The sequence below is a fragment of the Proteus genomosp. 6 genome, from assembly GCF_040139785.1.
Lineage (GTDB): Bacteria > Pseudomonadota > Gammaproteobacteria > Enterobacterales > Enterobacteriaceae > Proteus.
Genome location: NZ_JBEEVJ010000010.1, coordinates 88,172 through 115,039 on the forward strand (window position 1 = coordinate 88,172; position 26,868 = coordinate 115,039).

A 26,868-nucleotide genomic window follows, 5' to 3' on the forward strand; every position below is an offset into this window, starting at 1 on the left:
TACCCTAATAAATAACACTTTATAGATAATATTATTAATTTAATAAATTGTTATTATTATTATTATATTGCTCAGTTGAACACTTTATATTTGTGTTTTTTTTAAAATATTATTGTTTTTGAGTACGTAAAATAATCATCTCTAATTAATTATTAATAGAGATTATCTTTTATGAAAGTAAATAATAAAGAAAAAACACCTGGATTTAATACTATTATTGATATCATGAAGACTATGATGCCAACATTAAGATCGGAAAATTCAGAGCTTGATAAAAGCATCACTAAAATAACATTTAGTTTTCCTGATTGGAGTCAATTAAGAGGTCAAGAATATAAAACCTTAACAACAATGAATGACTCCCAAAAAAATGCGGTAAAAAAATCACTGCAACAATACAGTGATATTGTAAATATTGAATTTATAGAAAAAGATAATCAGCATGATACGCATATAAAATTTGGTGTTTATAACAATATAAATGAATTAACGAAAGATTATGATTACTCAACTTTAGGCGTAGCCTCGTATTTCAATGAACGTTTAGATCAAAATAAAAAGATAGATAAAGTAAGTGATTACAGTTTAGATGGACAAGTTTGGATTAATATTTCTGAAACTGAGCTTATCTCTGTGGTTAATACAAGATTACATACAGAAGAAGAAAAAGAGAAACTATATTCATTTAAAGAGAATGCCGATGGTATTGTGACTTATTTTGAAGGATTAGATGACTGGGTTTTCCTGTATAAAAATAACAATGATAATGGACATATAAATAATCCAGAAAAAACATTGGGTCTCGGTTCTGCAATAAGAAAAACGATAATACATGAAATAGGGCATTCTCTTGGTCTGTCTCATACTTTTACGAGTGATTCTGAGTTACCTGATATTGAAGAAAATAGCCTAAAATATTCAATTATGGCTTATGAAAAACCGAAAAAAGAATACGCAGATTTTGGCGTTAATTACCCAATGAATCCATTATTATTGGATACTTATCTTATCCAAAAATTGTATGGGAAGAATATGACCACGCGAACTGGTGATACAATTTATGGGTTTAATTCTAATACAGAAAGAGATTTTTATAGTTTACATTCGACAGATGATGTTTTGGTCAGTTGTATTTGGGATGCTGGTGGTAATGATACTTTAGATTTTTCACAATATAACGTAAATCAGAAAATTAATTTAAATGAAGGGACTTTTTCTGATGTCGGTGGATTACGTAGTAATGTTTCTATTGCTTTCGATGTCGTTATTGAAAATGCCAAAGGGGGGCTAAGAGATGATTATATTATAGGAAATAGTACGGATAATGAATTATGGGGTAATAAAGGAAATGACACATTATTAGGTCGAGAAGGTAACGATACGCTATATGGTGGGTTAGGCAATGATATTCTTTTCGGGGATGATGGAAACGATATTCTTATCGGTGAAGCAGGAAATGACGTTCTTTTTAGTGGCAGCGGCGATGATTTATTATATGCAGGGTCGGGTGATGATACATTAATAGCAAGTGCGGGAAATAATATTTTGTATGGTGGTTATGGTAATGATACCTTTATTATAAAAAATGGTAATAACATTATCTCAGCTAACCAAGGAAAGGATATCTTTATTTTTAATTTATCAGAAAAGGCAAGTGGTAATAATGTTATTTTTGATTTTAATAAAGAAGATGATGTTCTATTATTTAAATCAGAAGCAGATGACCAAATTATTAATCCAAGATTAGTTCAGTCGTTTACAGGGAATAAAAATGAGTTAACGCTAGACTATGAAGACAATAAAACCATTATTAAGATTATGACGGTAGAAAATCTAAATGTGCCGAATTTAGTGATTAATGTTACCGGGCAATTTAGTTATGATGAGCTTCTTTGTTAACAAGAAAATAATTAGTTTAGCGATAAATAAAACCTCCTAATTACCAATATATTAATAACTAGGAGGTTTGTTTTTGCCGAGTTGCTCACAGGGCTTCTTATTATAGGGTTATTTAGCGTCTTTTTTTGCTAATGCTTTCATTGCTTTTTCAACACCAGCACCATATTCAGGATGGACTTTCTTAAATAGGGCAATTTGACGTTTTTGTGTATCTTTACTTGCTTGAATTAATTCGCCTGCGATGCGAGCAAACATACGTTGGTGCTCTTCATCACTCAGTAATTCATACAGTGCACGAGGTTGACTGAAGTAATCTTCATCTTCACGATGGTTCCAGTGATCCGCCGCACCTTCGATAGATAATGGTGGCTCTTTGAAATTAGGCTGTTCTTGGAACATACCGCCATTATTTGGCTCATAGGTAATACCGCTGCCACTATTACCATCAACACGCATTGCACCATCACGATGATAATTGTGGAATGGGCATTTAGGAGCATTAACAGGGATCTGATGATGATTAACACCTAAACGATAGCGATGTGCATCACCATAAGAGAATAGGCGACCTTGTAGCATTTTATCTGGTGAAAAACCAATACCAGGAACGATGTTGGCTGGGCTAAATGCTGCTTGCTCTACATCAGAGAAATAGTTTTCAGGATTACGGTTTAATTCAAAATAACCCACATCGATTAATGGATAATCCGCATGAGGCCAAACTTTAGTTAAATCAAAAGGGTTATAAGGAACTTTCGAGGCTTCTTTCTCGGGCATTACTTGAATTTGTAAATTCCAACGTGGGAAATCACCGCGCTCAATAGCATCAAATAAGTCACGTTGTGAGCTTTCTCTGTCTTGACCTACTAGCATTTGCGCTTCATCATCCATCAGATTTTTAATGCCTTGTTGGCAACGGAAATGAAACTTAACCCAAAAACGCTCGTTATCTTTATTAATAAAGCTATAAGTGTGACTACCAAAACCATGAATAAAGCGATAACTTCTTGGTAAACCGCGGTCGCTCATATCAATGGTTAACTGGTGTAATGCTTCAGGTAAATGAGAGAAAAAATCCCATTTGTAAGCTAAATTACGCAGATTAGTTTTAGGGTCACGTTTTACAACGTGGTTTAAGTCAGGGAATTTCAAGGCATCACGAAGATAGAAAACGGGCGTGTTATTACCCACCATATCCCAGTTACCTTCTTCGGTATAAAATTTTAATGCAAAGCCACGAATATCACGTTCGGCGTCCGCTGCACCTCTTTCACCTGCAACAGTAGAAAAGCGAGCAAACATGTCTGTTTTTTTGCCCACTTTAGAGAATATTTTAGCACGAGTATATTTCGTAATGTCGTGAGTCACTTTAAATGTACCAAAAGCACCAGAGCCTTTTGCGTGCATACGTCTTTCAGGAATAACTTCACGATCGAAGTGAGCAAGTTTTTCTAGAAACCAGACATCTTGAAGTAACATTGGGCCGCGAGGGCCTGCTGTCATCGAGTTGTTATTGTCTACAACCGGCGCACCAGATGCCGTTGTTAGCTTTTTCTTTTCCATCACATATCTCCAGTTTATGAAATAATGAACGTTCTAAAAAATAGCATGTGTGAATAAAACGAAGCGAACAGCCTTATACTTATTATGGTTAATATTGACTGTAATTCCACTTTAGCAATAATAAACTCATTAATAAAACCAATTAGACCAATAACATTGATAGACGTAACTTATTTACATAGATTGAAAATTCTACAGATTAGCTTTCAATTTTAGCTAAAGTTGTTTAATAAATTTGTTGTATAATTATAAGTTAGGACAATTATTTGCTGGAGTAATAACAATGAAAAAATATTTATTGGTCAGCGCTGTAAGTGCGTTATTTATGGCTGGTAATGCAAATGCAGTATCAATGAATATTCAAGCGGGCAAGCATTACACTGATGTTCGAGCGGGTTTAGGTGATCCTAACGCAGGGCTATCTTTTAATGGTAACTGGGCACGTAGTGATCATGATGGTCAGACGGGTAGCCTAGGTGCAAAATTCGCATTACCATTAGGACCTTTCTCAGCGAGTGTTGGAGGTAAAGCACTCTACTTATCACCAAAAAATGGTGATGATGGTGCTGCACTAGCGGGTGGTGTAGGTTTAAACTGGAATGTATTCCCTTCATTGAATGTTTATGGTGAAGCTTATGCTTCTCCTGAAGGATTAACCTCTGGCAGCAAATCTTATTATGAAGCCGATGTGGGGGCTCAATTAACAGTATTTAAACCACTGCATGTTAATGCAGGTTACCGTGTGATTGAAATCGAAAACTCACATAATAGAAGTAATAATAAAATTGCTGATGGTTTCTATGTTGGAGCAGGTTTAAGCTTCTAATTTAGAAAAAGCAGATAAGATCAAATAAAAAGCAGGTGTTGAAAAATCAGCACCTGCTTTTTTTGTTGTTGGTATAAGTGAGTATTTAGCCGACTTGTGGTAATAAACCAAAAGTGATAGCGATTTGAATACCAATAACCACCAGACCACAAATAAACACAATACCTAATGCACCTTTCCCGCCTTTAACTTTGTATTTATCTGCACCGTTTTGTTCTTGTCTAACTTTCCATACTAATAAAGCAGGTAGAAGCAACGCTAAGATTGACAGGGCAATAGCGGCATAGGCTAATGCTTGTACAAAGTTAGGGAAATAAAGCGCGCATAGTAAAGGAGGCACAAACGTTAATAGGCTTGATTGCATACGCCCAGTTGCACGATTACTGCGTTTGAATAGGTCAGCAAGATAATCAAATAGACCTAATGCAACACCAAGGAACGAGGTTGCTAAAGCTAATGCCGCAAATAGGTTAACTGCAATATTCACGCGAGGTGTAGCAACAACATCACGGATAGCAGTAAGAAGACCATTTAATCCAGATTGTTGCGCCATAATTCCCATAAAAGTATTTGTTGGGATGGCACCTAATGTGGCAATTTGCCATAAAATATAAGCAACAAGCGGAATAGCACTACCAACAATAAAGATAATACGTAGCTTTTTAATATCGCCGTTCATGTAACTTACAATACTTGGCACACTACCGTGGAAACCAAATGAGGTAAAAATAACAGGAATAGCAGAAAGAATAAGCCCATACGCCACAGGCATTGAGGTTAAGTTTACTGATTCAACGTGAGGTAACATAACAATCAGCATAAATATGAGGAAGAAAACTTTTGCGGTAAACAATAGGCGGTTAATCATATCAACCGATGTTGTACCAATTCCTACCACCGCTCCACCAATCACTGTAAAGATAATGATACCTTGTGTGATAGAAAGCTCATGACCAATCCAAGACGAGAGTGTGGATGAGAGTAGTTCACCTGCACCACTAATATAAGCAGTTGTTAGCGCATACATTAATAGTAATAGTGCAAGTCCTGTGATCACTTGACCACCAACACCAAGATAGCGCTTTGCAATAGAGCCAAGACCAGTATGAGGATCATTGTATTGATAAACTTCCACCAGCAGTAACGCGGTATAGCTCATCAATAACCATAAGCCAACAAGCAATAGCATCATGGTGCTAAAACCAATACCCACGGCAGCCAGTGGCATTGCCAGCATACCTGCCCCAATTGTTGTTCCTGCAACAATAAAAACACTGCCTATAGTGCGATTCTTCACAAAATCCTCTGTTCTCTAAACTATTTTATTTATTTAAAAAGCAGGGTATAAGAATGGTAAATTTCTGTCAAATTTTAATTACGTGTGCTGTAATGATTAATTTACAAAAGGATTTTTTGAATAAAAAAACGCCAATTATAAATATGAATTGGCGCTTTAAGAGAGATATTTATAGGAGCGTTAATCGTCAAGCTCTACCATTCGTCTTATTTGATCACGATTAATTTGTTTAATTTGTCCTGTTTCTGAATCTTTGTAGGTAATTAATCCAGTTGCTTCATCTTCTTGGGGTTTATCTGTTGTTAAAATTGTTTCCCCATTCACTGTTTCTATTTTTTGTGGACTTGAACAGCCCGCGACGAGCAGAATTGATGTGGAAATAGCAACAGCGGAGAAAATAGAACTTAATTTCATAATATTTTTCCTTTTTTATCAATGTTATTTGTAACTTTAGTCAAAGATGAACAAGAGTGTTAGGAAAAAGCCAAAATTAAGATAATTCAAATTACTCAGAGCAAATTTCTATTTCGATATCACTAATGGGATGGCAACTACAGGGGAGTATTTCATCGGCTTGGATAAACGCTAAAGGCTCATTGCGATAACACACTTTGCCTTTCACTAAGCGTAGACGACAAGAGCCACAATAGCCTTCACGACATTGGTATTCGACTTGGACTTTCCCATGCTCTAATGCATCAAGCAAAGAAGGATGGGTGTCAGTATGAAATTCTAAAGGTGTTGAAAGACCCTGCTGATGCAGGGTCACTTTATGAGATGCCATAACGTATCGGTGTTATTTCTCAGTATTACAGTTCAAAGTTACTTAAGTCATCAGTATCAACTTGTGAATCGATTTGACCCACGAGGTAAGAACTGACTTCAACTTCTTGAGGTGCAACTTGAACGTTGTCAGACACTAACCATGCATTGATCCATGGAATAGGGTTAGAACGTGCTTTAAATGGTAATTTAAGACCCACTGCTTGCATGCGAATATTGGTAATATATTCAACATATTGGCAAAGGATATCTTTATTTAAACCAATCATAGAGCCTTCAGAGAACAGGTATTCCGCCCACTCTTTTTCTTGCTCTGCCGCTTCAACAAACAGGTCATAACACTCTTGCTCACATTCAGCCGCAATTTCTGCCATTTCAGGATCATCTTGACCTGAACGCAGTAAATTCAGCATGTGCTGTGTTCCTGTTAAATGCAACGCTTCATCACGGGCAATTAATCGAATGATTTTAGCATTACCTTCCATTAATTCACGTTCCGCAAAGGCAAATGAACAGGCAAAGCTAACGTAGAAACGAATCGCTTCTAATGCATTGACGCTCATTAAGCACAGGTAAAGCTGTTTTTTCAGTTTACGCAGTGTAACGTGTACCATCTCGCCTTTGACTTCATGATCACCTTCACCAAACATATGGTAAAGATTAGTGAGTCTGATCAGTTCATCGTAGTAAGAAGAAATATCACGTGCACGTTTTAAAATTTCTTCATTTTCAACGATATCATCAAACACAACTGACGGATCGTTAACAATATTACGAATAATATGAGTATAAGAGCGTGAGTGGATGGTTTCAGAGAATGACCATGTTTCAACCCACGTCTCTAACTCTGGGATTGAGATTAAAGGTAAGAATGCCACGTTAGGGCTTCTTCCTTGAATCGAATCCAACAGTGTTTGATATTTTAAGTTACTAATAAAAATATGTTTTTCATGATCAGGTAACGCATTATAGTCAATACGATCACGAGAAACGTCCACTTCTTCTGGACGCCAGAAGAAGGAGAGCTGTTTTTCAATTAGCTTTTCAAAAATAGGATATTTTTGCTGATCATAACGCGCTACGTTAACAGGTTGCCCAAAAAACATGGGCTCCTGAAGTTGATCATTTTTAACTTGTGAAAAAGTAGTATAAGACATAGCTTCCTCAATTAAATTTTACACGCGCCGCCTTCACAATCTGAATCTTCCGTCTCAACGACTTCTTCCAGATCACCCTGTACATCGTCTGCACCGTCACGGGTATTGTGATAATAAAGTGTTTTCACACCATATTTGTAAGCGAGCAGCAAATCTTTCAGCAGTTGGTTCATTGGAACCTTACCGCTAGGGAAACGAGTAGGATCGTAGTTAGTGTTTGCAGAAATCGCTTGGTCAACGAATTTTTGCATAATACCGACTAACTGCAAGTAACCTTCAATACTTGGCATTTGCCACAGTAATTCATAAGCGCCTTTCAAACGCTCATACTCAGGAACCACTTGACGTAAAATACCGTCTTTAGAGGCTTTAATACTGATATAACCACGCGGTGGCTCGATACCATTTGTCGCATTCGAAATCTGTGAAGAGGTTTCTGATGGCATCAGCGCGGATAGTGTTGAGTTACGTAAACCGTACTCTTTAATGTCTTTGCGTAAGCCTTCCCAATCGTAATGCAGTGGTTCATTGGTCAGTACATCTAATGATTTTTTATAGGTATCAATAGGTAAAATACCTTCAGCGTAAGTGGTTTCATTAAACCATGGGCATGCGCCTTGTTCTTTCGCTAATTCATTAGATGCTTTTAATAAATAGTATTGAATAGCTTCAAATGCACGATGGGTTAAGTTATTTGCACTACCATCAGAGTAGCGGACACCGTGTTTTGCTAAATAATAAGCAAAGTTAATAACACCAATACCTAAAGTACGACGACCCATTGCCCCTTTTTGAGCAGCCAAGATTGGATAGTCTTGATAATCTAACAAGGCGTCAAGTGAACGAACGGCTAAACGAGCAAGTTCTTCTAAATCATCAAGATTTTCAATTGCACCTAAGTTAAATGCAGATAACGTACACAGTGCAATTTCACCATTAGGATCTTTAATATCATTTAATGGTTTAGTTGGCAGTGCAATTTCTAAGCATAAGTTTGATTGGCGAATTGGTGCAACAGCCGGATCAAATGGGCTATGTGTATTACAATGGTCAACGTTCTGAATGTAAATGCGGCCAGTTGAGGCACGTTCTTGCATCATTAATGAGAATAACTCAACCGCTTTAACTTGTTTTTGGCGGATACTTTTGTCTTTCTCATATTGTACATATAAGCGTTCAAATTCGTCTTGGTCTGCAAAGAATGCATCGTATAAACCAGGAACATCAGAAGGGCTGAATAAAGTAATATCCTGACCTTTGATTAAACGCTCATACATTAATTTGTTTAATTGCACGCCATAATCTAAATGACGAACACGGTTATCTTCAACACCACGGTTATTTTTCAGTACCAGCAGGCTTTCAACTTCTAAATGCCATAATGGGTAGAATAAGGTTGCCGCACCACCACGAACACCACCTTGCGAGCAAGATTTCACCGCAGTTTGGAAGTGTTTATAGAAAGGGATACAGCCTGTGTGGAATGCTTCACCATTACGAATAGCGCTACCTAATGCACGAATACGACCTGCATTGATACCAATACCCGCACGTTGAGAAACGTATTTCACAATAGCACTTGATGTCGCATTGATAGAATCAAGGCTGTCGTCGCACTCAATTAAAACGCAAGAGCTAAATTGACGAGTTGGTGTTCTTACACCCGCCATGATTGGCGTTGGTAATGAAATTTTAAAGGTTGAAATCGCATTATAGAAGCGTTCGATATAGTCCATACGAGTTGCTTGTGGATAACGAGAAAACAAGCAAGCAGCGACTAGAACGTATAAAAATTGCGCACTTTCGTAAATTTCACCTGTAATACGGTTTTGAACGAAGTATTTGCCTTCTAATTGTTTAACCGCAGCGTAGGAGAAATTCATATCACGTTGATGAACAATAAAGTTATTCATCTGTTCGAACTCTTCTTGCGTGTAATCTTCGAGAAGATGGCGATCGTATTTGCCTAAATCGACTAATTTTTTAACGTGATCATATAGTGCTGGAGGCTCAAATTGGCCATACGCTTTTTTACGTAGATTAAATACGGCAAGACGGGCAGCGAGATACTGATAATCAGGCGTTTCAGCAGAGATTAAGTCTGCAGCAGCTTTTACCAGTGTTTCATGGATATCAGCAGTTTTGATACCATCATAAAACTGAATCTGAGAACGTAATTCAACTTGAGATACAGAGACATTTTCTAGACCTTCAGCGGCCCAGGCGATAACACGGTGAATTTTGTCTAAGTCAATGCGTTCTTTATGACCATCACGTTTTGTGACTAGCAGGCTGTGATTCATGAGCGATGCACCTTTCTTGCATTAGTGTTACCTGAAATTTTATACCGCAAAAAAACGCTCCCGATGACAATTTGTGTCAAGGAGTCTTGTGGTGTGAAATTTAAGGAAACACAATATATAGGGGTTGGTTCAAATGGTGATAACAAGATAAAGGTAATTGAGAGATTGATCAAGTGTACAAATCTGATTGTTTCTGTGGATAAATAGGGGATAAATTTTTTAATAACTGCCTGTACCCTGCATAAATACAGGCAGTAAGAAACACAAATTCAAGTGACAACGATGTAAAGTCAATTTTAAAAAATGTGATCGTTTGATGTTTTATTAAACCAAATCAAACTTTCAGTTTCATGAATTCGAGTTATGTGTCGATTGTGTGTGCACCATATAATTCACATCGACATTTGGCGCTAATCGGAATTTGTCAGTGATTGGGTTATAATGTAAACCAATCATATTTTTGCTACGTAAATCGGTTTCATCGACCCAACTAAGCAATTCTGATGGGCGAATAAACTTATTAGCATCATGTGTGCCTTTAGGTACCATATTCAGAATATACTCCGCACCTACGACCAGCATTAGCCACGCTTTTTTATTACGATTGATGGTTGAGAAGAAAACATTTCCACCAGGTTTTACCAGTTTTGCACAGGCTCTTACCACAGAAGATGGATCAGGAACGTGCTCTAACATCTCCATACAGGTAACGATGTCGTAAGTTTGTGGGTTGTCATTCGCGTGGTTTTCAACGGTATCTTGAATGTAAGTGACAGGTATACCCGATTCCAGTGAGTGTAAACGTGCAACTTGTAATGGCTCTGTACCCATATCAAGTCCAGTTACTTCAGCTCCAGCACATGCCATACTTTCAGACAAAATACCGCCACCACAACCGACATCTAGGACTTTTTTTCCAAATAGGCCGTCTGCGCGTTCTTGAATATAGTTGAGTCTTAGTGGGTTGATGCGGTGTAATGGCTTAAATTCACCTTCAAGATCCCACCACCGTGATGCGACGCTTTCAAACTTGTCGATTTCATGCTGATCCACGTTAGCATGTAAAGAGGTTGTTTTATCATTCATCAGAAAGTATTACTCCTATTTTCATATTGCCATGATTCTACCAACGTTAGACGGTGAAATCGAAGAGAATAGCGAAAGGATCATTAATTTAGTTGTTTCCTTTTTCCAAAAATTGGCGATTTGTGGTATAGTTCTAAACCTTTGAATCCGTAGTATGAGGGACAGTGGCTCCATGAGCGACATTGCCAGAGAAATCACACCAGTTAATATCGAAGAAGAGCTGAAAAGCTCATATTTGGATTATGCGATGTCTGTTATTGTAGGACGCGCATTACCCGATGTTCGAGACGGACTGAAGCCAGTACACCGCCGAGTGCTTTTCGCGATGAATGTACTAGGAAACGATTGGAATAAACCTTATAAAAAATCAGCCCGTGTTGTTGGGGATGTTATCGGTAAATATCACCCGCACGGTGACAGTGCTGTTTATGAAACGATTGTTCGTTTAGCACAGCCTTTTTCTATGCGTTACATGTTGGTTGACGGGCAGGGTAACTTCGGGTCAGTTGATGGTGACTCGGCGGCTGCGATGCGTTATACCGAAGTTCGTATGGCGAAAATCGCCCATGAACTGCTGGCGGATTTGGAAAAAGAAACGGTTGATTTTGTTCCTAACTATGATGGAACAGAACATATTCCGGCAGTAATGCCAACCCGTATTCCAAACTTGTTAGTCAATGGTTCTTCAGGGATTGCGGTAGGGATGGCAACAAACATTCCTCCACATAACCTAGGCGAAGTTATCGACGGCTGTCTTGCTTACGTTGATAACGAAGACATCACGATTGAAGAGTTGATGGAACATATTACGGGGCCTGATTTCCCGACTGCCGCTATTATTAATGGTCGCAGAGGAATTTTAGATGCTTACCGTACTGGTCGCGGAAAAATTTATATCCGTGCTCAGGCTGATATCGAAACTGATGAGAAGACAGGTCGCGAAACTATTATCGTGACAGAAATTCCTTATCAGGTGAATAAAGCTCGCTTAATTGAAAAAATTGCAGAGCTTGTTAAAGATAAGCGTATTGAAGGTATTAGCGGCTTACGTGATGAGTCTGATAAAGACGGTATGCGTATTGTCGTTGAAATCAAACGTGATGCTGTGGGTGAAGTGGTATTAAATCACTTATTCTCACAAACACAAATGCAGGTTTCTTTTGGTATTAATATGGTTGCGCTTCACCAAGGCCAGCCAAAATTATTAAATTTAAAAGAAATTATCTCTGCCTTTATTCGTCACCGTCGTGAAGTTGTTACTCGTCGTACTATTTTCGAATTACGTAAAGCACGCGACCGCGCCCATATCTTAGAAGCACTGGCTGTTGCCTTGGCGAACATTGACCCAGTTATTGAAATGATCCGTCAAGCACCAAATCCAGCAGAAGCAAAAGCGGCGTTAATTGCACAACCTTGGGATTTAGGTAGCGTTTCTACCATGTTAGAGCGTGCTGGTGACAGCAATGTTGCTCGTCCTGAATGGTTAGAGCCACAATATGGTGTGCATGACGGTAAGTACTATCTAACAGAGCAACAAGCTCAGGCTATTTTGGATCTGCGTTTGCAGAAACTGACCGGCCTTGAACATGAAAAACTGTTAGATGAATATCGTGAGTTATTGCTCCAAATTGCTGAGCTATTACATATCTTAAGAAGCCCAGAGCGTCTGATGGAAGTCATTCGTGAAGAGCTAAATGCGATTAAAGATCAATATAACGATCCTCGTCGTACTGAAATCACTGAAAATACAGCAGATATTAATATCGAAGACTTGATCAATGAAGAAAATGTTGTTGTGACACTTTCTCATCAAGGTTACGTTAAATATCAGCCTCTTACCGATTACGAAGCACAGCGTCGTGGCGGTAAAGGTAAATCAGCAGCAAGAATTAAAGAAGAAGACTTTATCGATCGTCTGTTGGTAGCTAACACCCATGACACCATTCTGTGCTTCTCAAGCCGTGGTCGTCTCTACTGGATGAAAGTTTACCAATTACCAGAAGCAAGTCGCGGTGCTCGTGGTCGCCCAATTATCAACTTATTACCTCTTGAGCAAAATGAACGTATTACGGCTATTTTGCCAGTGAGAGAGTATGAAGAAGGTAAGTTTGTCTTTATGGCAACAGCAAGCGGCACCGTGAAGAAAACACCTCTGCAAGATTTCAGCCGTCCTCGTAGTGCAGGTATTATTGCCGTCAACTTAAATGAAGGTGATGAGTTAATCGGTGTTGATTTAACCGACAGCACTAACGAAGTTATGTTGTTCTCTGCGGATGGTAAAGTGGTTCGCTTTGCAGAAGATTGTGTTCGCCCAATGGGACGTACTGCGACAGGTGTTCGTGGTATGAAACTGAGCGATGACGATAAAGTGGTTTCACTTATCATCCCTCGTGGTGAAGGTGATATCTTAACCGTAACTGAAAATGGTTATGGTAAACGTACTGCTCAAAGCGAATACCCAACGAAGAATCGTGCAACACAAGGCGTTATCTCTATTAAAGTCAGTGAGCGTAACGGTAAAGTTGTTGGTGCAATTCAAGTTGAAGAAACTGACCAGATTATGATGATCACGAATGCGGGTACATTAGTTCGTACACGAGTTTCTGAAGTCAGCATTGTTGGACGTAATACACAAGGTGTTACCTTAATTCGTACAACCGAAGGTGAGTTGGTCGTTGGCTTGCAACGTGTTGAAGATGAAGATGATGCATTAGATGACGATGAAGTTAATGAAGTTATTAACGAAGAGTCATCAGAAGCACCTGATTCAGATTTAGCGGATGATGCAGACGAAGAATAATATTTATCATTATTGTGATGTATAAATAAAAGAAAGCAGGCATAATTGCCTGCTTTTTTTATATGGTAGGATCAGTTCATCATCAGAAAAAATTATCTTGATGATAAAGATCATATCATTCAGACATACAGTAACTTCTGCTAGAATAGAATAAGTTTCTTATGCGGTAGGCATTATTGATTAGGGTGGTTGTTTGAGATATCTCTCGTCCTTTAAAACATCGTTAAAAATTTCCCGCTACCTTTTTCGTGTATTAGGTATCATGTTGTGGGCGATGGGTGCATTGTTAACCATGTTTTACCTCATCAATATTTTCAATGACACAAAGTCAGATATTCGGCAAGAGTATAGTAATAACTACACCAATCTCCTTGGCTTCTTTAGGCAAACTTCTGGCACCATCCGTGATTTACAATACCTCGCAGAACGACATCAAGAACAGATCAATTTAAATCCGAGCATGAAAAATTCATTATTTTATGAAGGACCTTTTTCACTTCATAAACTTAATGACACTGCGGATTGTGAATTGTTTAAAGGACAAACAAATAACTATTTTCGCTCATTTAACAGCATCTTATATTATTGGAAAGATAATACACCCGCCCTGCAAGGAATAAACCAAGTCTTTATGGTTGGCTCCCATAGCATGTGTATGATTAACTTCCCTTTGCGCGCATCCCCTGTTGATACTGAAATGTTGAAAAAGATGGTTTACGAAAATACACGTAACTACATCAATCAACGCGCACAAGGTAAAGAGGTTAACCAATATTGGATAGTGCCAGATGCAAAAGGAGATAGCGGCATTTTATATGTTATGTCGCCAGTTTATGCCTCAGGTAAATTTATTGGCTTGATCGGTATTGAAAGGGCAATTCGACTTGAATATTTTTCTCCCGCCAAAGACAGAGTGATTTCAATTCACCTTCTTAATAGTAGAAATACCACTGTTTTAAGCTATCCAGCAGAAAATAACTATCATGCCGTTAAACAAGTTCCTGATGTTAGTGCCCCTTATTTTGGTTTTGATGAAGACTTTAGTGACTTAGTTGCTAAGCGTAAATTATTGCCTTCATCTTTTAGTGTGGTGTATTCATTACCACTCAAACAAATTTTAAATGAATTCAAATTTACGATTTTTAATGCGCTGATCTTAAATATTATTTCAGCCATTATGATTTTTATCTTCGTATGGATCTTTGAGCGAAAAATATTCTCCCCAGCTGAAAACAATGCCTCTCGTCTGGAAGAACACGAGCAGTTTAACCATAAGATTGTAGCATCAGCGCCAGTTGGGATTAGTATTCTTAGAATACGTGATGGCATGATCATTTTAAGTAACGAACTCGCTCATAACTATTTTCGTTTACTTAGCCATAGCGATAAACAAAATATCCTCTCTATTATTGCAGAGAAAAGTAGCAATATGGTCGATGTAGTGACCAACAATCGTAATCATCTGCAAATTAGCTTTGTTAATTCACGTTATCAAAATGAAGATGTGGCCATCTGTGTTTTAGTGGATATTAGCGCACGGGTTAAAATGGAGCGCTCATTACAAAACATGGCGACAGCTGCGGAGCAAGCTAACCAAGCTAAATCGATGTTCTTGGCAACTGTCAGCCATGAATTACGAACGCCACTTTATGGCATTATTGGTAATTTAGAGTTATTACAATCTCTTACACAAAGCGATGATGCTGCTCGATTATTAAAAACGATGGATAACTCCTCATCGTTATTACTAAAAATTATTAGTGATATCCTCGATTTCTCGAAAATTGAATCTAAACAGTTAAAAATTGATATTAAGCCATTTAATTGTCGCCAAGTGCTCTCTTTTGTTATCTCTAACTATTTACCTTTGATTGCGAAAAAAGACTTAGCTATTTACTGTTTTATCGAACCTGATGTACCTAAAATTGTAAATAGTGATCCAGTTCGTGTGCAACAAGTTATCTCTAATTTATTGAATAACAGTATTAAATTCACTACGACAGGGTGTATTACCTTGCATCTTTATAAAGATGATTATTATCTCTATTTCGATATTCACGATACAGGGCGAGGGATCAGCGACAAAGCATTGCATGAGCTTTTTGAACCATTCTTCCAAGTGTCTCAAAATACAGAAAGTGCATCAGAAGGGACAGGATTAGGTTTAGCTATTTGTGAAAAACTAATTAACTTAATGGATGGGGATATCAGCGTTGTTTCCCAAGAAAATATTGGTAGCCGCTTTACAGTTCGTATACCTCTTTATGGTGCTTTAGAAGGCGTTGAGCCTTCTTCTAAACAGAATATTTATAAAGAAAGTAATGTTCGCTGTTTTATTGATATTAAAAATCTCTATTTAGAAGGCTTTATTGGTCGATACCTTCGTTATTTTGGCTTGAGTTGCGAATTACTTACTGAAGAAGTGGTGTTATCTTCAACCGATTTTATTATCACAGATTACGATATACCAAGAAAAGATAACTGCCAATTTATTAGGATCAACGAGCATTATTTTGAGCCGTCGAAGAAAACAGCTGGAAACGTATGGGTCTGCAGTACTTATAAATTAAACGAGTTAACAAAAATAATCCTGCAATTGCCACAAAATAAAGTGGAAGCAAATTGTGTGGATATGGTGGAGCAAGATACTGATTGTAGCTTACAAACCTTAACGATTCTTATTGTCGATGATCACCCAATAAACCGCTTATTGTTGACTGATCAACTGAAAAAAATCGGTTTTAATACAGTAACAGCAGAAGATGGCTGTGACGCATTAACGTATTTAGCTAAAAATCATGTTGATATCGTTCTGACGGATGTCAATATGCCAAACATGAATGGTTATCAGCTGGCAACACATATAAGAGAAATAGGCAGTAATATGCCTGTGATTGGTGTGACGGCGAATGCGATTGCAGAAGAGAAACAACGCTGTATTGATGCAGGAATGAATGATTGTGTATCTAAACCTGTTTCGCTTTCTATTTTAAGAGAAGTGTTGGTGAAGTATATACCTAAAGAATAATTCTAGATCGTGAACAATAAAACGAGTAAAAAAACCAAGGCTAATTTATTAGCCTTGGTTTTTTTTAAGTCAAAATAAGGTAAAAATGACGTAATTACAAAGTATTTTGATAGATAAAATGAAACAAAGTACAGCCATAATAAGACAAGCCGATTAAAAGGAGAGTGAGGGAGTCTCTGTAACAGCCTATAAGCGAAAAAACTAGTAAAGGTACGATATAAGCCATGCAGCTTATAAGGTGCTTCTGAACAGGAAATATTTGCAAGAAAAGAGAAAGGCAAACCCAAAGAGAATGAGAGATAAAGAGTAAAAATTAAAAAGCAGAGAAGCTCCCACAAAGGGATGAGCTTCCTGATTTTATCGGTGCGACTAAGGTAACTACGGTGAAATTAATCTGGGCCGTTAATTTCCTTATCAATAGTCACTGATGACAAGTAATTAAGTAATGCGATATCGTTATCGACACCTAATTTCATCATGGCTGATTTTTTCTGACTACTAATCGTTTTAATACTACGATTAAGTTTTTTCGCGATTTCAGTCACAAGAAAGCCTTCAGCAAATAATCTCAGCACTTCACTTTCTTTTGGTGATAAACGTTTATCGCCATAACCATTTGCATTTACTTTTTCAAGTAGCTTCGCAACGCTTTCAGGCATAAATTTCTTGCCTTTTTGTAGTGCAGCCAATGCTTTTGGTAGATCAGTCGGAGCACCTTGCTTAAGCACAATACCTTCAATTTCAAGATCAAGAACTGCGCTCAAAATAGCTGGGTTGTTATTCATTGTGAGTACAATAATCGACAAATTAGGATAATGTCTTTTAATGTACTTAATGAGTGTAATACCATCACCATACTTATCGCCAGGCATAGACAAGTCAGTAATTAAAGCATCCACATTTAACTTAGGTAAGTTATTGATAAGTGAAGTCGAATCTTCAAATTCACCTACAACATTGACCCATTCAATTTGTTCTAAAGATTTACGAATACCGAATAAAACGATTGGGTGATCATCGGCAATAATAATATTAAGGTTATTCATGTTTAATTGTTACCTTGCTGCAGCAACTGTTGAATCCATTTATCCAGTTGAGTGATACGTTCTTTGATCTCTAATTCATTATGATTTTTTATGTCATGCTCTAAATATTCACAGCTTTCTCTGAGATATTCTAAATCTAACATGGCAAAAACCCCTTTTAGACGGTGAGCTGTCTGGGCTAGAGAATAAAAGTCTTTATTTGTTGCTTCTAAGTGTAGTTTTTCAACATCAATAGGAACAGTACTGATAAATAGTTCCTTATAATCACTACCATTCAACTTCTTCCTATAATTATTAAGAATTACTTCGTATTTATCAAGGTTATTATTTTCATCCCAAATACTCTCTTCAGTTGTATCTAGGGAAAATGACTCATTTTCTTCAATTAAATAAGTAATAGCCTCTATTAACGGATCACCGAAGTTATAGTTACACTTTATTAAATCTTTTGATATTTTTTCAAATCCAACAATAGAACTCATTAATAATATTGTTGGAGATTCAGGGTTATCATTCGGCGTATCCTTAAGTATGATATCGTATTCAGGATAAAGATTCTCTTTATTTTTATCAAAGTATGTGGCGCCATATTTATCAAGCTGTTGACAGATAATTTTTTCTATTTCAGGATTTTTTATAGCGAGTTTTGCGTTTACTCCCTCTAATAATACGTTAAATGTTCGTTCTTCAGTATCTATATGCTGGTATGGGAGTGCAATTTGGAAATGAGAACCAATACTTTCTTGGCTCTTAATCGTTAATTCTCCTTGTATTTTGTTGCATAGCAAATGGCATAAATAAAAAATGATACCTGAATTAGAATAATATTTGTCTCCCATTGCTTGTCCTAAGAATGGGTATTTTATATTAGCAATATCTTGAGGGGTAAGCCCGCTTCCACTGTCAATAATATCTATAAGTATTTCTTCTTTATCTTTATTTTTAACTAAATTCAGATTAACGGTTATCTTTCCATAATTAGTCGTGCTAATGGCATAATTAATCAATGATAAAATAATCTTACTTAAAGCGGGACCATCGTTAATTAAAAGTAATCCAGGTCTTATATTATTGTGGAAATAAAGTGTTAGGCCTTTTCTTATCATAAAAGGTGATGCTGTTATCAGAATAGATTCAACTAATGTTGATAGTTCAAATTCATCCTTATGAATTTTCCATTCTTGGTTTTCTAACTTATTAATTAATGTAATGTTTTCTATCCATTCAGAAATGTAATTTGTTTTCTCTAATAATAAGCTAAGCAATTGTTGATGAGTGTCTTCGGGTAATAATTCTTTAAATTGATAAACCATCTCATTTATATCTTTGATAGGACGCATTAATTCTAATGACATATTAGATAAGATCTTGCGTCGTGCGATGGTATTTTTCTCATATTCTTGCTGTGCAAGTTGTAATTTTTTATTGATTAGCGCTTCGTTATCTTTATTCAGAAATATGAATAATGAGGTATTGTCAATATTGTTATTATTACTTGTTCTTATTTCATAAATTTCGTTGTTGATAGCCGTTTGAATTAAGCCATTGTGCTCAACTGCCATTTGGCGGATCTTAGATAAATCGATATGAGGCAGTAATTTTTCCGCATGACTATTACTAATAATCTTATGGTTAGAGGAAAAATTATAGACTAGTAATCCTATCGGAAGGTTTGAAATGATGTCGTTTGTCATCTCTTCTTTGATCCGTAGATTACGAGTCATAGAGATATAAGGGAAAACGTACTTGTTACGGATATAAATATGGCCAAAAACGGAGATAGAAATAAATATCAGCAGACTGATTAATAACCAAATATTTTTGTAGGCAATCTCTTTTATAATCGACTTCATAGGGTATTCATAAGAGAGTGAATATGGGATCCCAATAATCGGTTGAGAAAAAATCAGTGAAGAGCCATCGGTTGATATTTCAATGTTATTCTTGTCATAAACAGATTGCTGACCTGTCGGAAGTAATCTTAAGTAGTGTGGAGATAGCTCTGAAGGCAAGAAATTATTGATAGGCAAATCAAACGCCACTACGCTGGTTAGCTGACCCGGAACATTAAACATAATACGATAAGTATAGTAATAAATGTTTTCCGTAGACATTTTCCTAATAGGAGAAAGGCTCTCTTTTTCATCTAATGCAGTTGATTGCATCAATAACTCAGACCGTTTACTTTCAGCCGTTAATGTTAAATAGCTTTCTTTGTAACGGATCTCCGGTTTAAGCACAGAATGGGTCGTAATTAAGATAAGATCATTCCCTTTACCATTTAGATAATAAAGTGAACTGTAATCATTACGCACACCCCAAAGAATTTCGAGTGAATTTGCAAATCGTTGTGCTAACTGAAAGGTTTGCTCATTGGGTTTACCAAATATAATGGAATCTACGGTTTGGTCTCGTCCTTCAAGCCAAAATACATCAGAACGCAATTTTATTGGATTAAGTCGCAATACAGGAAACATCGAGGTATCGGTTATTTTATTTGATAACTGAAAAAGCTGATTAGAGTGATAACGGTAATCTTCAACCTGTCGAGAGAATTTGAGAGTTGTATTGTTGATAGCGTTTTTTTTGCTATCTAGCCAAGTGTCAAAATAACTGTAAGCGTATAGAAAAAGCGATATGACCATAAAAAGAAGGAATAGGGCATATAGACGAGTTAGTGTATTTGGCTTGAGTTGGTTCAATGTACGCATTCAGTTTGCGAGCCTTTAAGAGACAATGTAATTAAAAATAGAAAATTGAATAAACAATCACCATTATTCAGCCATTATATTAACAGGTTATCCTTTTAAAAGGGATATTCGGATGAACTTTGAGCAAACAAACAAAAAAATCTATTTTTTTTACAATCGGAGCTAGACAGCGGGGTCAGAGATAGGCATAATTCCGCGCTATGGAAGGATGGCCGAGTGGCTGAAGGCAGCGGTCTTGAAAACCGCCGATGGGAAACCATCCTAGAGTTCGAATCTCTATCCTTCCGCCAGAATTAGCCGGCTTAGCTCAGTTGGTAGAGCAACTGACTTGTAATCAGTAGGTCACCAGTTCGACTCCGGTAGCCGGCACCATATAAGAACCCGTTATCTCGTAAGAGGTAGCGGGTTTTTTCTTATCTATAATTCTCTTTTTCATTTTTCCTCTTATTTATTTTTATTTAGTTCCTTATGGGGTACTCCGTTTATTTCTTGATATCACTCTGCTTTTTTATCTTTAGTTATCAAAAATTAATCAATATATTAGTGAGTTAGCATTTTTTAAGCAGAAAGCGTTTGAAGATTGAGCAAACAGATAAAAAAGTCATTTTTTTTACAATCAGGACTAGACAGCGGGGTCAGAGATAGGCATAATTCCGCGCTATGGAAGGATGGCCGAGTGGCTGAAGGCAGCGGTCTTGAAAACCGCCGATGGGAAACCATCCTAGAGTTCGAATCTCTATCCTTCCGCCAGAATTAGCCGGCTTAGCTCAGTTGGTAGAGCAACTGACTTGTAATCAGTAGGTCACCAGTTCGACTCCGGTAGCCGGCACCATATAAGAACCCGTTATCTCGCAAGAGATAGCGGGTTTTTTCTTGGATCAATTTTAATATTGAAATGATATAGTAAAAAAACACCACATAAAAAGATTGTGGTGTTTTTGTGTATTATCGTGATCACCAACCCATCACAGACCAATTAAATACTCGTCCCAAAATTTTCACTTCTTCTAATGTCGAACGCTCATCTGGGTAATCAATAGTATTATAGCTGCGGATGATAATGGTGTTATTGGGGAGTCGGTGTAAAATTTTAACTCTCAAAAGATCGCCTTGTTGAATAGCATAAATACCACCATCAATAATTTTTGTATGTCCTGTACTGATAGTGACAATCGAACCATCAGGAATAACTGGGGACATACTGTCACCATGAACTTTAAAAGCAACGGCATCACTAGGTTGAACACCATAGCGATTAAATGTAGAACGAGAAAATCTCAATAATTCCACCTTTTGATTATCAGTGGTACAACTTCCGAAACCTGCAGCCAATTCAATAGTAGTATAGAAGGGGATCTCAACTTCATCTCGTTCTATCGGCGTATTATTATCCCAATCATCAACAGGTGTCATTTCATTTACTGAAACACCATCGTTTCTTTTTGCTCCTCGCCCATATTCTAACCATTCTGCTCGAACATCGAGCCATCGACTTAATGCTAAGATATTTGTTGGATCAGGAATTGACTCATTGTTCAGCCATTTCCATACAGCTGGAGCACTGACTTTTATGCCTTGCTCAGCGAGTGCATCTGTAATTCTTTTACCTAATCCACGTCCTGCAATCCCTGAATCTAAGCAAGCTTCTTGAAGCCTTTTTGTGAACTCCGTTTTATTATCATTTTTAACCACTGGTTAATTTCCTTTGCTGCTTGACGTCACTTTGGTTAAAATATAGCATTAACTATTAGTTAATAAAAGTGCGAAAAGTACAAAAAAGTAACTAAATAAACCAATGCAAGAGTGGTAAGTAAAAATCACGTTGAGATAACGCCGTAAAATGCGGGTGATTTAGATGCATAAATGCCATGCCTTGTCGTGGTACATGGATGACCAATGAGTAGTGATAGGAAATCAAAAGGAGCATTAAATGAGACTAGCAGACTTACCTAAATATTTTTCACCAAAAAGCATTGTATTAAGTGATGTAAGAACAGTGAAGGCAGTAGATTCACTGTCAGTGACTGATGTGATGACATCAATTAGTTTAGCAACTCGAAAAGGGCGAATGGGCATAGAGTTATTTTTAGCTAAACATAGTATTAATCATCCCAGTGAAGCAATAGAAAGCCTTTATCAATATGCACTAACCCAAGCTTATCAATATAAAGCCATTGATAAACTTAATGAAGATGTGAAAGCTAATGTTTTACACATTATTGCTAATTATGCTTTCCAAGATTACGCAAGAAGTGCCGCAAGTAAGAAAGCGTGTCCTGATTGCAGTAATGGATTTATTGAAGTTGACGTTTTTACTACCAAAAGCTACACCTCAAAATCTGTTAAAGAGCTTGAGCGAAATTTTAAAAATGAGTTTAAAGTTAAACCCCAAAATAAAACTTCTTACCGTGAAGTAAGAGAAACAACTCGAGTGGTTTGCCCTACATGTAAGGGGAAAGCTGAAATTCGTTTAGCATGTCGTTGTCATGGACGTGGTCAAGTTTTAGATAAAAAAGAGAGTGAAAAGCAGGGTATGTCTGTTTTCAAACCTTGTAATCAATGTTCAGGACGCGGGTATCCTCGTTTAAAATTCAGCGAAGTATTAGAGAAAGTACAAATGGTGGTGAGTGTTTCTAAAACTGCTGCGTACAGTAACTACAAGCCGTTATTTGAACATTTAGTTGAAGAGTGCTTTAAAGAAGAGTCCTTATCAGAAAAGATTCTGCAAGAAGTGACTGCTAAGTAATAATTTTCTCTATTTATTTATTTTTGTAGAAACTAGTTATTGACTTCTAGGAAAAATAAGCATACTATAACTCCACAGTGAGAGATTTGTATCTAAAGACCTCACAACAGAATATAAAGAGCCCCACTTTTGAAGTGGGGCTTTTTTGTATCTCTATTTTCGTAACTAATATAAATTAACGATATCTGTTAAATTTTATTTTCAATAGAAGACCACCATGTGGTCTTTTTTTCTATCTGCCACTTATCTAATTAGATAAAACATAAACATACTCATGTTAAAACAGTACTTAAATTTAAGTGCTGTGGATGAGTATATTATTTATTACAGTTCCTCCTATTGGAGGTAAGCCATGAGAAACAATGAAAGAAAATCCAGATCTATGGGAACAGATATTTATTGTCCTTTCTTCAATGAAAGAACAAGGAATATCAGCCTCTCTAGCTGGAGGAATGGCTATTCTTCGAGGTTTATATAACGGCGGAGGATGGAAAAAAACCTCTATAGATGGGCTGATGTGTGCAATGTTTGCTTGGTTTATTAAAGATATTCTAATTTTATTTAATATTAATCATGAGTTTGCTTACTTAGCCAGTGTGTTTATTGGCTATGTCGGAGTAGATTCCGTGAGTAAACTCCTTAAAGGAAGAGCAGGAGTTAAAAATGGCTAAAATAGCACGAGGTGAGCGTAATAATAATCCCGGTAATATCCGGCACGGTTCGAAATGGCAAGGATTATCCATAGAGCAAACCGATAAAGATTTTTGTCAATTTATTTCACCTGAATATGGAATACGAGCTATCTACAAATTATTACAAACGTACCAAAAAAAATATGGTTTAAACACTATTAAAACAATTATCAATCGTTATGCTCCACCTAACGAAAATAATACGGCAGGCTATATTATTAGAGCATCAAAAGAAATTGGTATTGAGGAAGATAATCCAATTAATACACAATTAAAAAATGTCGCTATTCCTTTAGCAGTAGTGATTGTTAATATTGAACTTGGCTATCAACCTTATTCAGAAAAAGTTTTTGAAGATGCCTGGTTGTTATTATGAATTATTTATTAAAAATAATGGCAATAGTGATTTTATGCCTAGGTATAGGATCGATTTGGTTAATTGATAAAAATAAATCCTTGAAAAAGGAATACAATAAAATTAATCAATCTCTTATTCAACAGATTGCAGAGAATAAAGATTATCAATTAAGAATAAGTCAGCTTAATCAACTTGATAATCGTCATTTACAGGAACTTGTGCATGCAAAAAAAGAAATTGATCAGTTGCGTGATATTAGTGAGCGTACTCCTGAGCGGGTGTATATCAAAGCAGAATGCCCCAAAATATCAGCCAATTCCACCACCGGCTTGGTTGATGCAAGCACCGCCAGACCTACTGACACCGCTATCCGAAATTATTGGGTACTCAGAGAACGAATTGCGCAATCAGAACAGATCATTTTAGGTTTACAAGATTATATTCGGCAAGAGTGTATTAATTAAAAATCCCTTTAATTAATTTATAATCAATAAAAATTATTTATAAAATAAAATAGATTAAATTTTTATAAAGAAAAGGAGAGTTATATTAAGGAGGTAAAATGAAAGATAATGATATTAATATTGCCATTCGTGAACAACTATTAAAACAATTTAAATCAGCAAATATTAATGTTGATGTTATTGCTGGTTATCAGCCAGATAAAAAACAAGATAATAATATTATTATGTTTTTTCCTATAAAGGAGGTTGGCCAAGGTTGGCAAAAAAGAAATTATAATATTCAAGGTAATAATGCAAATCATAAAGAAAAACAACTGTTCGAATTAACATTTCAGGTTCAAGGTTTTATTAAACAACATCCAAATTTAACAGCAGGTGATTTAATTCGAATGACTCGAATGATTATTAATTCGTTGTCTTTTGTCGAATCAATGAGAAAAGTGGGAATAGGGATACAACGTGCGAGCGAAATTAGACGAGCGCCGATAATAAATGCTGGAAATAGTTATGAGCATAATCCTTCATTTGATTTTAATGTCACTTTTTCCAGTACGTTATCTTTAGACACTGCTGCAACAAATTTAATTATTACTAATCTATATCGTATTTAAGGATAAATATGTCTATTAAACAAACGCGCTATATTGATATTGCGAGCGCAGTTATTGGTGCATCAGCCGCACCTATGCGTAAACTTACAGCTCGTATTTTCTCAACAAACCCTAAAATTCCAGCAGGGAAAGTACTTGAATTTGCTAGTGGGCAAGTGGATGAATTACTTGGTGCAGGATCACCAGAAGCGAAATTTGCTCGTCAATATTTTAGTTATGTTAGTCCCGCACCTATTAGTAAACCTAAAGAGCTACAAATTGCTTCTTTTGAACCCGTAGGTCGTGCTCCGACATTATTTGGTACGCCAGCAGCAACGCTTGATAAATTAAAGTTAATTGAAGAGGGTGCATTTACTTTGACTATCGGTGATATCTCTAAAAATATTACTGATATTTCCCTAAAAGATGTTGAGTCTTACGCTGATGTTGCTTCTCTGATCCAAGCTAAATTAAACGCTGAAAGCGAACCTCAATTTGCCAATTGTTACGTCACTTTTAATGCACTTGATGGTGCTTTTTTGATGAGTGGTGGTGTACAAGAAAAAGCGAAGATCACCATAGATCACTCACTTTTAGCCGATGCTATGGGGTTAAGTGACGGAGAGGCATCTGAGGGTAATGTGGCACAAACGGCGCTTCAAGCATTTATCGCTGCCGAAGCGATTTCTGATTCATTTGGTAGTGCGACATTCTTAACCGAGCTTTCAGTAGAGCAAAGTGTTGAGTTAGCAGAGTATATTGCGGGTGAAAATGTAAAATACCAGCTCTATTTATCAGTTCCGGATAAACAAGCCGAAATTTATAGTAAAGCATTAATCGGTACCGCATCAACGGGATTAAATTTAAAAACAGATGATGACTTTTTTGTTCAAGCTCTACCGATGGCAATTATGGCGGCAACAGATTTTGATCGCACAAACGCGACGACTAACTATATGTATCGTCAATTTGGTATCACTTTCCCATCTCAAGTTAAGACAGATATTGCGGCGGATAGATTAGATAAATTACGCGTGAACTATTACGGTGAAACAGCTGTTACTGGCACTGATATTAGCTTCTATCAACGTGGTTTTTTATGTGGAAATGCTTCTAATCCATTAGATATGAGTGTTCATACTAATGAGCAATGGCTAAAAGCCCATATCGCACAGCAATGGTTAAGCTTATTGCTTTCCACTCGTGGTATTCCAGCGAATAAAGATGGTGAAGCAAGAGCGATGATGGTTATTGCGGGTGCGGTTACGAAAGCATTAAATAATGGCACTATTCTTACGGGTAAAACGCTGGCTGAAGTACAAAAAATCGCAATTACAGATGCAGCAGGTGATGATTTAGCGTGGCACGATGTACAAAATAAAGGTTATTGGTATAACGCTGAAATCGTTGAAGAAACAGGCCCTTCTAATTTACCAGAATACATCATGAAATATGTATTAATTTACGGTAAAGGCGATTGGGTTCGTAAAGTTGAAGGCTCACACAATTTAGTTTAAGG

Annotated in this window: 20 protein-coding genes and 4 tRNA genes; 14 read left to right on the top strand and 10 right to left on the bottom strand. The window is 36.8% G+C overall.

Annotation, left to right across the window (positions count from 1 at the left end):
* Nucleotides 1-171: 171 nt before the first annotated feature.
* Nucleotides 172-1,899: a M10 family metallopeptidase C-terminal domain-containing protein gene (locus ABN212_RS13395; protein ID WP_349443308.1), complete on the top strand. Its 1,728-nt coding sequence runs from the start codon at nt 172-174 to the stop codon at nt 1,897-1,899.
* Between the two features lie 108 nt (nt 1,900-2,007).
* On the opposite strand, the gene ABN212_RS13400 is transcribed toward ABN212_RS13395, so the two are convergent.
* Nucleotides 2,008-3,462 carry a catalase gene (locus ABN212_RS13400; RefSeq protein ID WP_198619778.1) on the bottom strand — a complete coding sequence of 485 codons (1,455 nt, stop codon included), beginning with the start codon at nt 3,460-3,462 and terminating at the stop codon, nt 2,008-2,010.
* A 283-nt stretch (nt 3,463-3,745) separates the two neighbouring features.
* Between ABN212_RS13400 and ABN212_RS13405 the strand changes: the two genes are divergently transcribed.
* Nucleotides 3,746-4,288 (top strand): YfaZ family outer membrane protein, encoded by a 543-nt coding sequence (locus tag ABN212_RS13405; RefSeq protein ID WP_198625787.1) that lies wholly within the window; start codon nt 3,746-3,748, stop codon nt 4,286-4,288.
* Between the two features lie 85 nt (nt 4,289-4,373).
* On the opposite strand, the gene tyrP is transcribed toward ABN212_RS13405, so the two are convergent.
* From tyrP to ubiG, 6 genes are all read right to left on the bottom strand, one after another.
* Entirely contained in the window at nt 4,374-5,525 is a 1,152-nt protein-coding gene (gene tyrP / locus ABN212_RS13410) for a tyrosine transporter TyrP (RefSeq protein ID WP_349443309.1), read from the bottom strand.
* Nucleotides 5,526-5,765: 240 nt separating this feature from the next.
* Nucleotides 5,766-5,999, bottom strand: a complete 234-nt coding sequence (locus ABN212_RS13415; protein WP_109374138.1) for a YgdI/YgdR family lipoprotein — start codon at nt 5,997-5,999, stop codon at nt 5,766-5,768.
* 91 nt (nt 6,000-6,090) lie between these two features.
* Nucleotides 6,091-6,369: a class I ribonucleotide reductase maintenance protein YfaE gene (yfaE, locus tag ABN212_RS13420; RefSeq protein ID WP_109374139.1), complete on the bottom strand. Its 279-nt coding sequence runs from the start codon at nt 6,367-6,369 to the stop codon at nt 6,091-6,093.
* 25 nt (nt 6,370-6,394) lie between these two features.
* Nucleotides 6,395-7,525: a class Ia ribonucleoside-diphosphate reductase subunit beta gene (gene nrdB, locus ABN212_RS13425; protein WP_109374140.1), complete on the bottom strand. Its 1,131-nt coding sequence runs from the start codon at nt 7,523-7,525 to the stop codon at nt 6,395-6,397.
* An 11-nt stretch (nt 7,526-7,536) separates the two neighbouring features.
* Nucleotides 7,537-9,828 carry a class 1a ribonucleoside-diphosphate reductase subunit alpha gene (gene nrdA / locus ABN212_RS13430; protein WP_198619780.1) on the bottom strand — a complete coding sequence of 764 codons (2,292 nt, stop codon included), beginning with the start codon at nt 9,826-9,828 and terminating at the stop codon, nt 7,537-7,539.
* A gap of 348 nt (nt 9,829-10,176) precedes the next feature.
* Nucleotides 10,177-10,914, bottom strand: a complete 738-nt coding sequence (gene ubiG, locus ABN212_RS13435; RefSeq protein ID WP_198625785.1) for a bifunctional 2-polyprenyl-6-hydroxyphenol methylase/3-demethylubiquinol 3-O-methyltransferase UbiG — start codon at nt 10,912-10,914, stop codon at nt 10,177-10,179.
* A gap of 172 nt (nt 10,915-11,086) precedes the next feature.
* Here ubiG and gyrA point away from each other — a divergent pair, with 172 nt between their 5' ends.
* On the top strand, nt 11,087-13,714 hold the full coding sequence (gene gyrA, locus ABN212_RS13440) for a DNA topoisomerase (ATP-hydrolyzing) subunit A (RefSeq protein ID WP_198619782.1): 2,628 nt from the start codon (nt 11,087-11,089) through the stop codon (nt 13,712-13,714).
* Between the two features lie 193 nt (nt 13,715-13,907).
* On the top strand, nt 13,908-16,742 hold the full coding sequence (gene rcsC, locus ABN212_RS13445; RefSeq protein ID WP_198619783.1) for a two-component system sensor histidine kinase RcsC: 2,835 nt from the start codon (nt 13,908-13,910) through the stop codon (nt 16,740-16,742).
* A gap of 389 nt (nt 16,743-17,131) precedes the next feature.
* Here rcsC and rcsB read toward each other — a convergent pair whose 3' ends face one another.
* Nucleotides 17,132-17,788: a response regulator transcription factor RcsB gene (gene rcsB / locus ABN212_RS13450; RefSeq protein WP_006533269.1), complete on the bottom strand. Its 657-nt coding sequence runs from the start codon at nt 17,786-17,788 to the stop codon at nt 17,132-17,134.
* Between the two features lie 2 nt (nt 17,789-17,790).
* Nucleotides 17,791-20,499: a phosphotransferase RcsD gene (gene rcsD, locus ABN212_RS13455; protein WP_349443310.1), complete on the bottom strand. Its 2,709-nt coding sequence runs from the start codon at nt 20,497-20,499 to the stop codon at nt 17,791-17,793.
* A 202-nt stretch (nt 20,500-20,701) separates the two neighbouring features.
* On the opposite strand from rcsD, the gene ABN212_RS13460 reads away from it, so the two are divergent.
* The 4 genes from ABN212_RS13460 to ABN212_RS13475 all read left to right on the top strand — a co-directional run bounded on the left by ABN212_RS13460 (nt 20,702) and on the right by ABN212_RS13475 (nt 21,331).
* Nucleotides 20,702-20,789 (top strand) — tRNA-Ser (locus ABN212_RS13460).
* A gap of 6 nt (nt 20,790-20,795) precedes the next feature.
* Nucleotides 20,796-20,871, top strand: a tRNA-Thr gene (locus ABN212_RS13465).
* 290 nt (nt 20,872-21,161) lie between these two features.
* Nucleotides 21,162-21,249 (top strand) — tRNA-Ser (locus tag ABN212_RS13470).
* Between the two features lie 6 nt (nt 21,250-21,255).
* Nucleotides 21,256-21,331: transfer RNA gene (locus ABN212_RS13475), tRNA-Thr, on the top strand.
* Nucleotides 21,332-21,453: 122 nt separating this feature from the next.
* Here ABN212_RS13475 and ABN212_RS13480 read toward each other — a convergent pair.
* Nucleotides 21,454-22,191, bottom strand: coding sequence for a LexA family transcriptional regulator (locus ABN212_RS13480; protein ID WP_198625783.1), 738 nt, complete (start codon nt 22,189-22,191; stop codon nt 21,454-21,456).
* Nucleotides 22,192-22,429: 238 nt separating this feature from the next.
* Between ABN212_RS13480 and ABN212_RS13485 the strand changes: the two genes are divergently transcribed.
* From ABN212_RS13485 to ABN212_RS13510, 6 genes are all read left to right on the top strand, one after another.
* Entirely contained in the window at nt 22,430-23,245 is an 816-nt protein-coding gene (locus ABN212_RS13485) for an antitermination protein (protein ID WP_198632235.1), read from the top strand.
* A 362-nt stretch (nt 23,246-23,607) separates the two neighbouring features.
* A complete protein-coding gene (locus ABN212_RS13490; protein WP_088495157.1) occupies nt 23,608-23,916 on the top strand; it encodes a phage holin, lambda family in 309 nt (102 codons plus the stop codon).
* Entirely contained in the window at nt 23,909-24,313 is a 405-nt protein-coding gene (locus ABN212_RS13495) for a structural protein (RefSeq protein ID WP_198619786.1), read from the top strand. The genes ABN212_RS13490 and ABN212_RS13495 overlap by 8 nt, the downstream gene beginning before the upstream one ends.
* On the top strand, nt 24,310-24,759 hold the full coding sequence (locus ABN212_RS13500; RefSeq protein ID WP_198632234.1) for a lysis protein: 450 nt from the start codon (nt 24,310-24,312) through the stop codon (nt 24,757-24,759). The genes ABN212_RS13495 and ABN212_RS13500 overlap by 4 nt, the downstream gene beginning before the upstream one ends.
* A gap of 98 nt (nt 24,760-24,857) precedes the next feature.
* Nucleotides 24,858-25,370 (top strand): phage gateway protein, encoded by a 513-nt coding sequence (locus ABN212_RS13505; RefSeq protein ID WP_198625781.1) that lies wholly within the window; start codon nt 24,858-24,860, stop codon nt 25,368-25,370.
* Nucleotides 25,371-25,378: 8 nt separating this feature from the next.
* On the top strand, nt 25,379-26,866 hold the full coding sequence (locus ABN212_RS13510) for a DUF3383 domain-containing protein (RefSeq protein WP_198619789.1): 1,488 nt from the start codon (nt 25,379-25,381) through the stop codon (nt 26,864-26,866).
* Nucleotides 26,867-26,868 lie beyond the last annotated feature (2 nt).

Bases quoted from the DNA above. Each gene is read 5' to 3' on its own strand.
- ABN212_RS13395 (WP_349443308.1), top strand. From the start codon at position 172: ATGAAAGTAAATAATAAAGAAAAAACACCTGGATTTAATACTATTATT.
- ABN212_RS13400 (WP_198619778.1), bottom strand. From the start codon at position 3,462: ATGGAAAAGAAAAAGCTAACAACGGCATCTGGTGCGCCGGTTGTAGAC.
- ABN212_RS13405 (WP_198625787.1), top strand. From the start codon at position 3,746: ATGAAAAAATATTTATTGGTCAGCGCTGTAAGTGCGTTATTTATGGCT.
- tyrP (WP_349443309.1), bottom strand. From the start codon at position 5,525: ATGCTGGCAATGCCACTGGCTGCCGTGGGTATTGGTTTTAGCACCATG.
- ABN212_RS13415 (WP_109374138.1), bottom strand. From the start codon at position 5,999: ATGAAATTAAGTTCTATTTTCTCCGCTGTTGCTATTTCCACATCAATT.
- yfaE (WP_109374139.1), bottom strand. From the start codon at position 6,369: ATGGCATCTCATAAAGTGACCCTGCATCAGCAGGGTCTTTCAACACCT.
- nrdB (WP_109374140.1), bottom strand. From the start codon at position 7,525: ATGTCTTATACTACTTTTTCACAAGTTAAAAATGATCAACTTCAGGAG.
- nrdA (WP_198619780.1), bottom strand. From the start codon at position 9,828: ATGAATCACAGCCTGCTAGTCACAAAACGTGATGGTCATAAAGAACGC.
- ubiG (WP_198625785.1), bottom strand. From the start codon at position 10,914: ATGAATGATAAAACAACCTCTTTACATGCTAACGTGGATCAGCATGAA.
- gyrA (WP_198619782.1), top strand. From the start codon at position 11,087: ATGAGCGACATTGCCAGAGAAATCACACCAGTTAATATCGAAGAAGAG.
- rcsB (WP_006533269.1), bottom strand. From the start codon at position 17,788: ATGAATAACCTTAATATTATTATTGCCGATGATCACCCAATCGTTTTA.
- rcsD (WP_349443310.1), bottom strand. From the start codon at position 20,499: ATGCGTACATTGAACCAACTCAAGCCAAATACACTAACTCGTCTATAT.
- ABN212_RS13485 (WP_198632235.1), top strand. From the start codon at position 22,430: ATGAGACTAGCAGACTTACCTAAATATTTTTCACCAAAAAGCATTGTA.
- ABN212_RS13490 (WP_088495157.1), top strand. From the start codon at position 23,608: ATGAAAGAAAATCCAGATCTATGGGAACAGATATTTATTGTCCTTTCT.
- ABN212_RS13495 (WP_198619786.1), top strand. From the start codon at position 23,909: ATGGCTAAAATAGCACGAGGTGAGCGTAATAATAATCCCGGTAATATC.
- ABN212_RS13500 (WP_198632234.1), top strand. From the start codon at position 24,310: ATGAATTATTTATTAAAAATAATGGCAATAGTGATTTTATGCCTAGGT.
- ABN212_RS13505 (WP_198625781.1), top strand. From the start codon at position 24,858: ATGAAAGATAATGATATTAATATTGCCATTCGTGAACAACTATTAAAA.
- ABN212_RS13510 (WP_198619789.1), top strand. From the start codon at position 25,379: ATGTCTATTAAACAAACGCGCTATATTGATATTGCGAGCGCAGTTATT.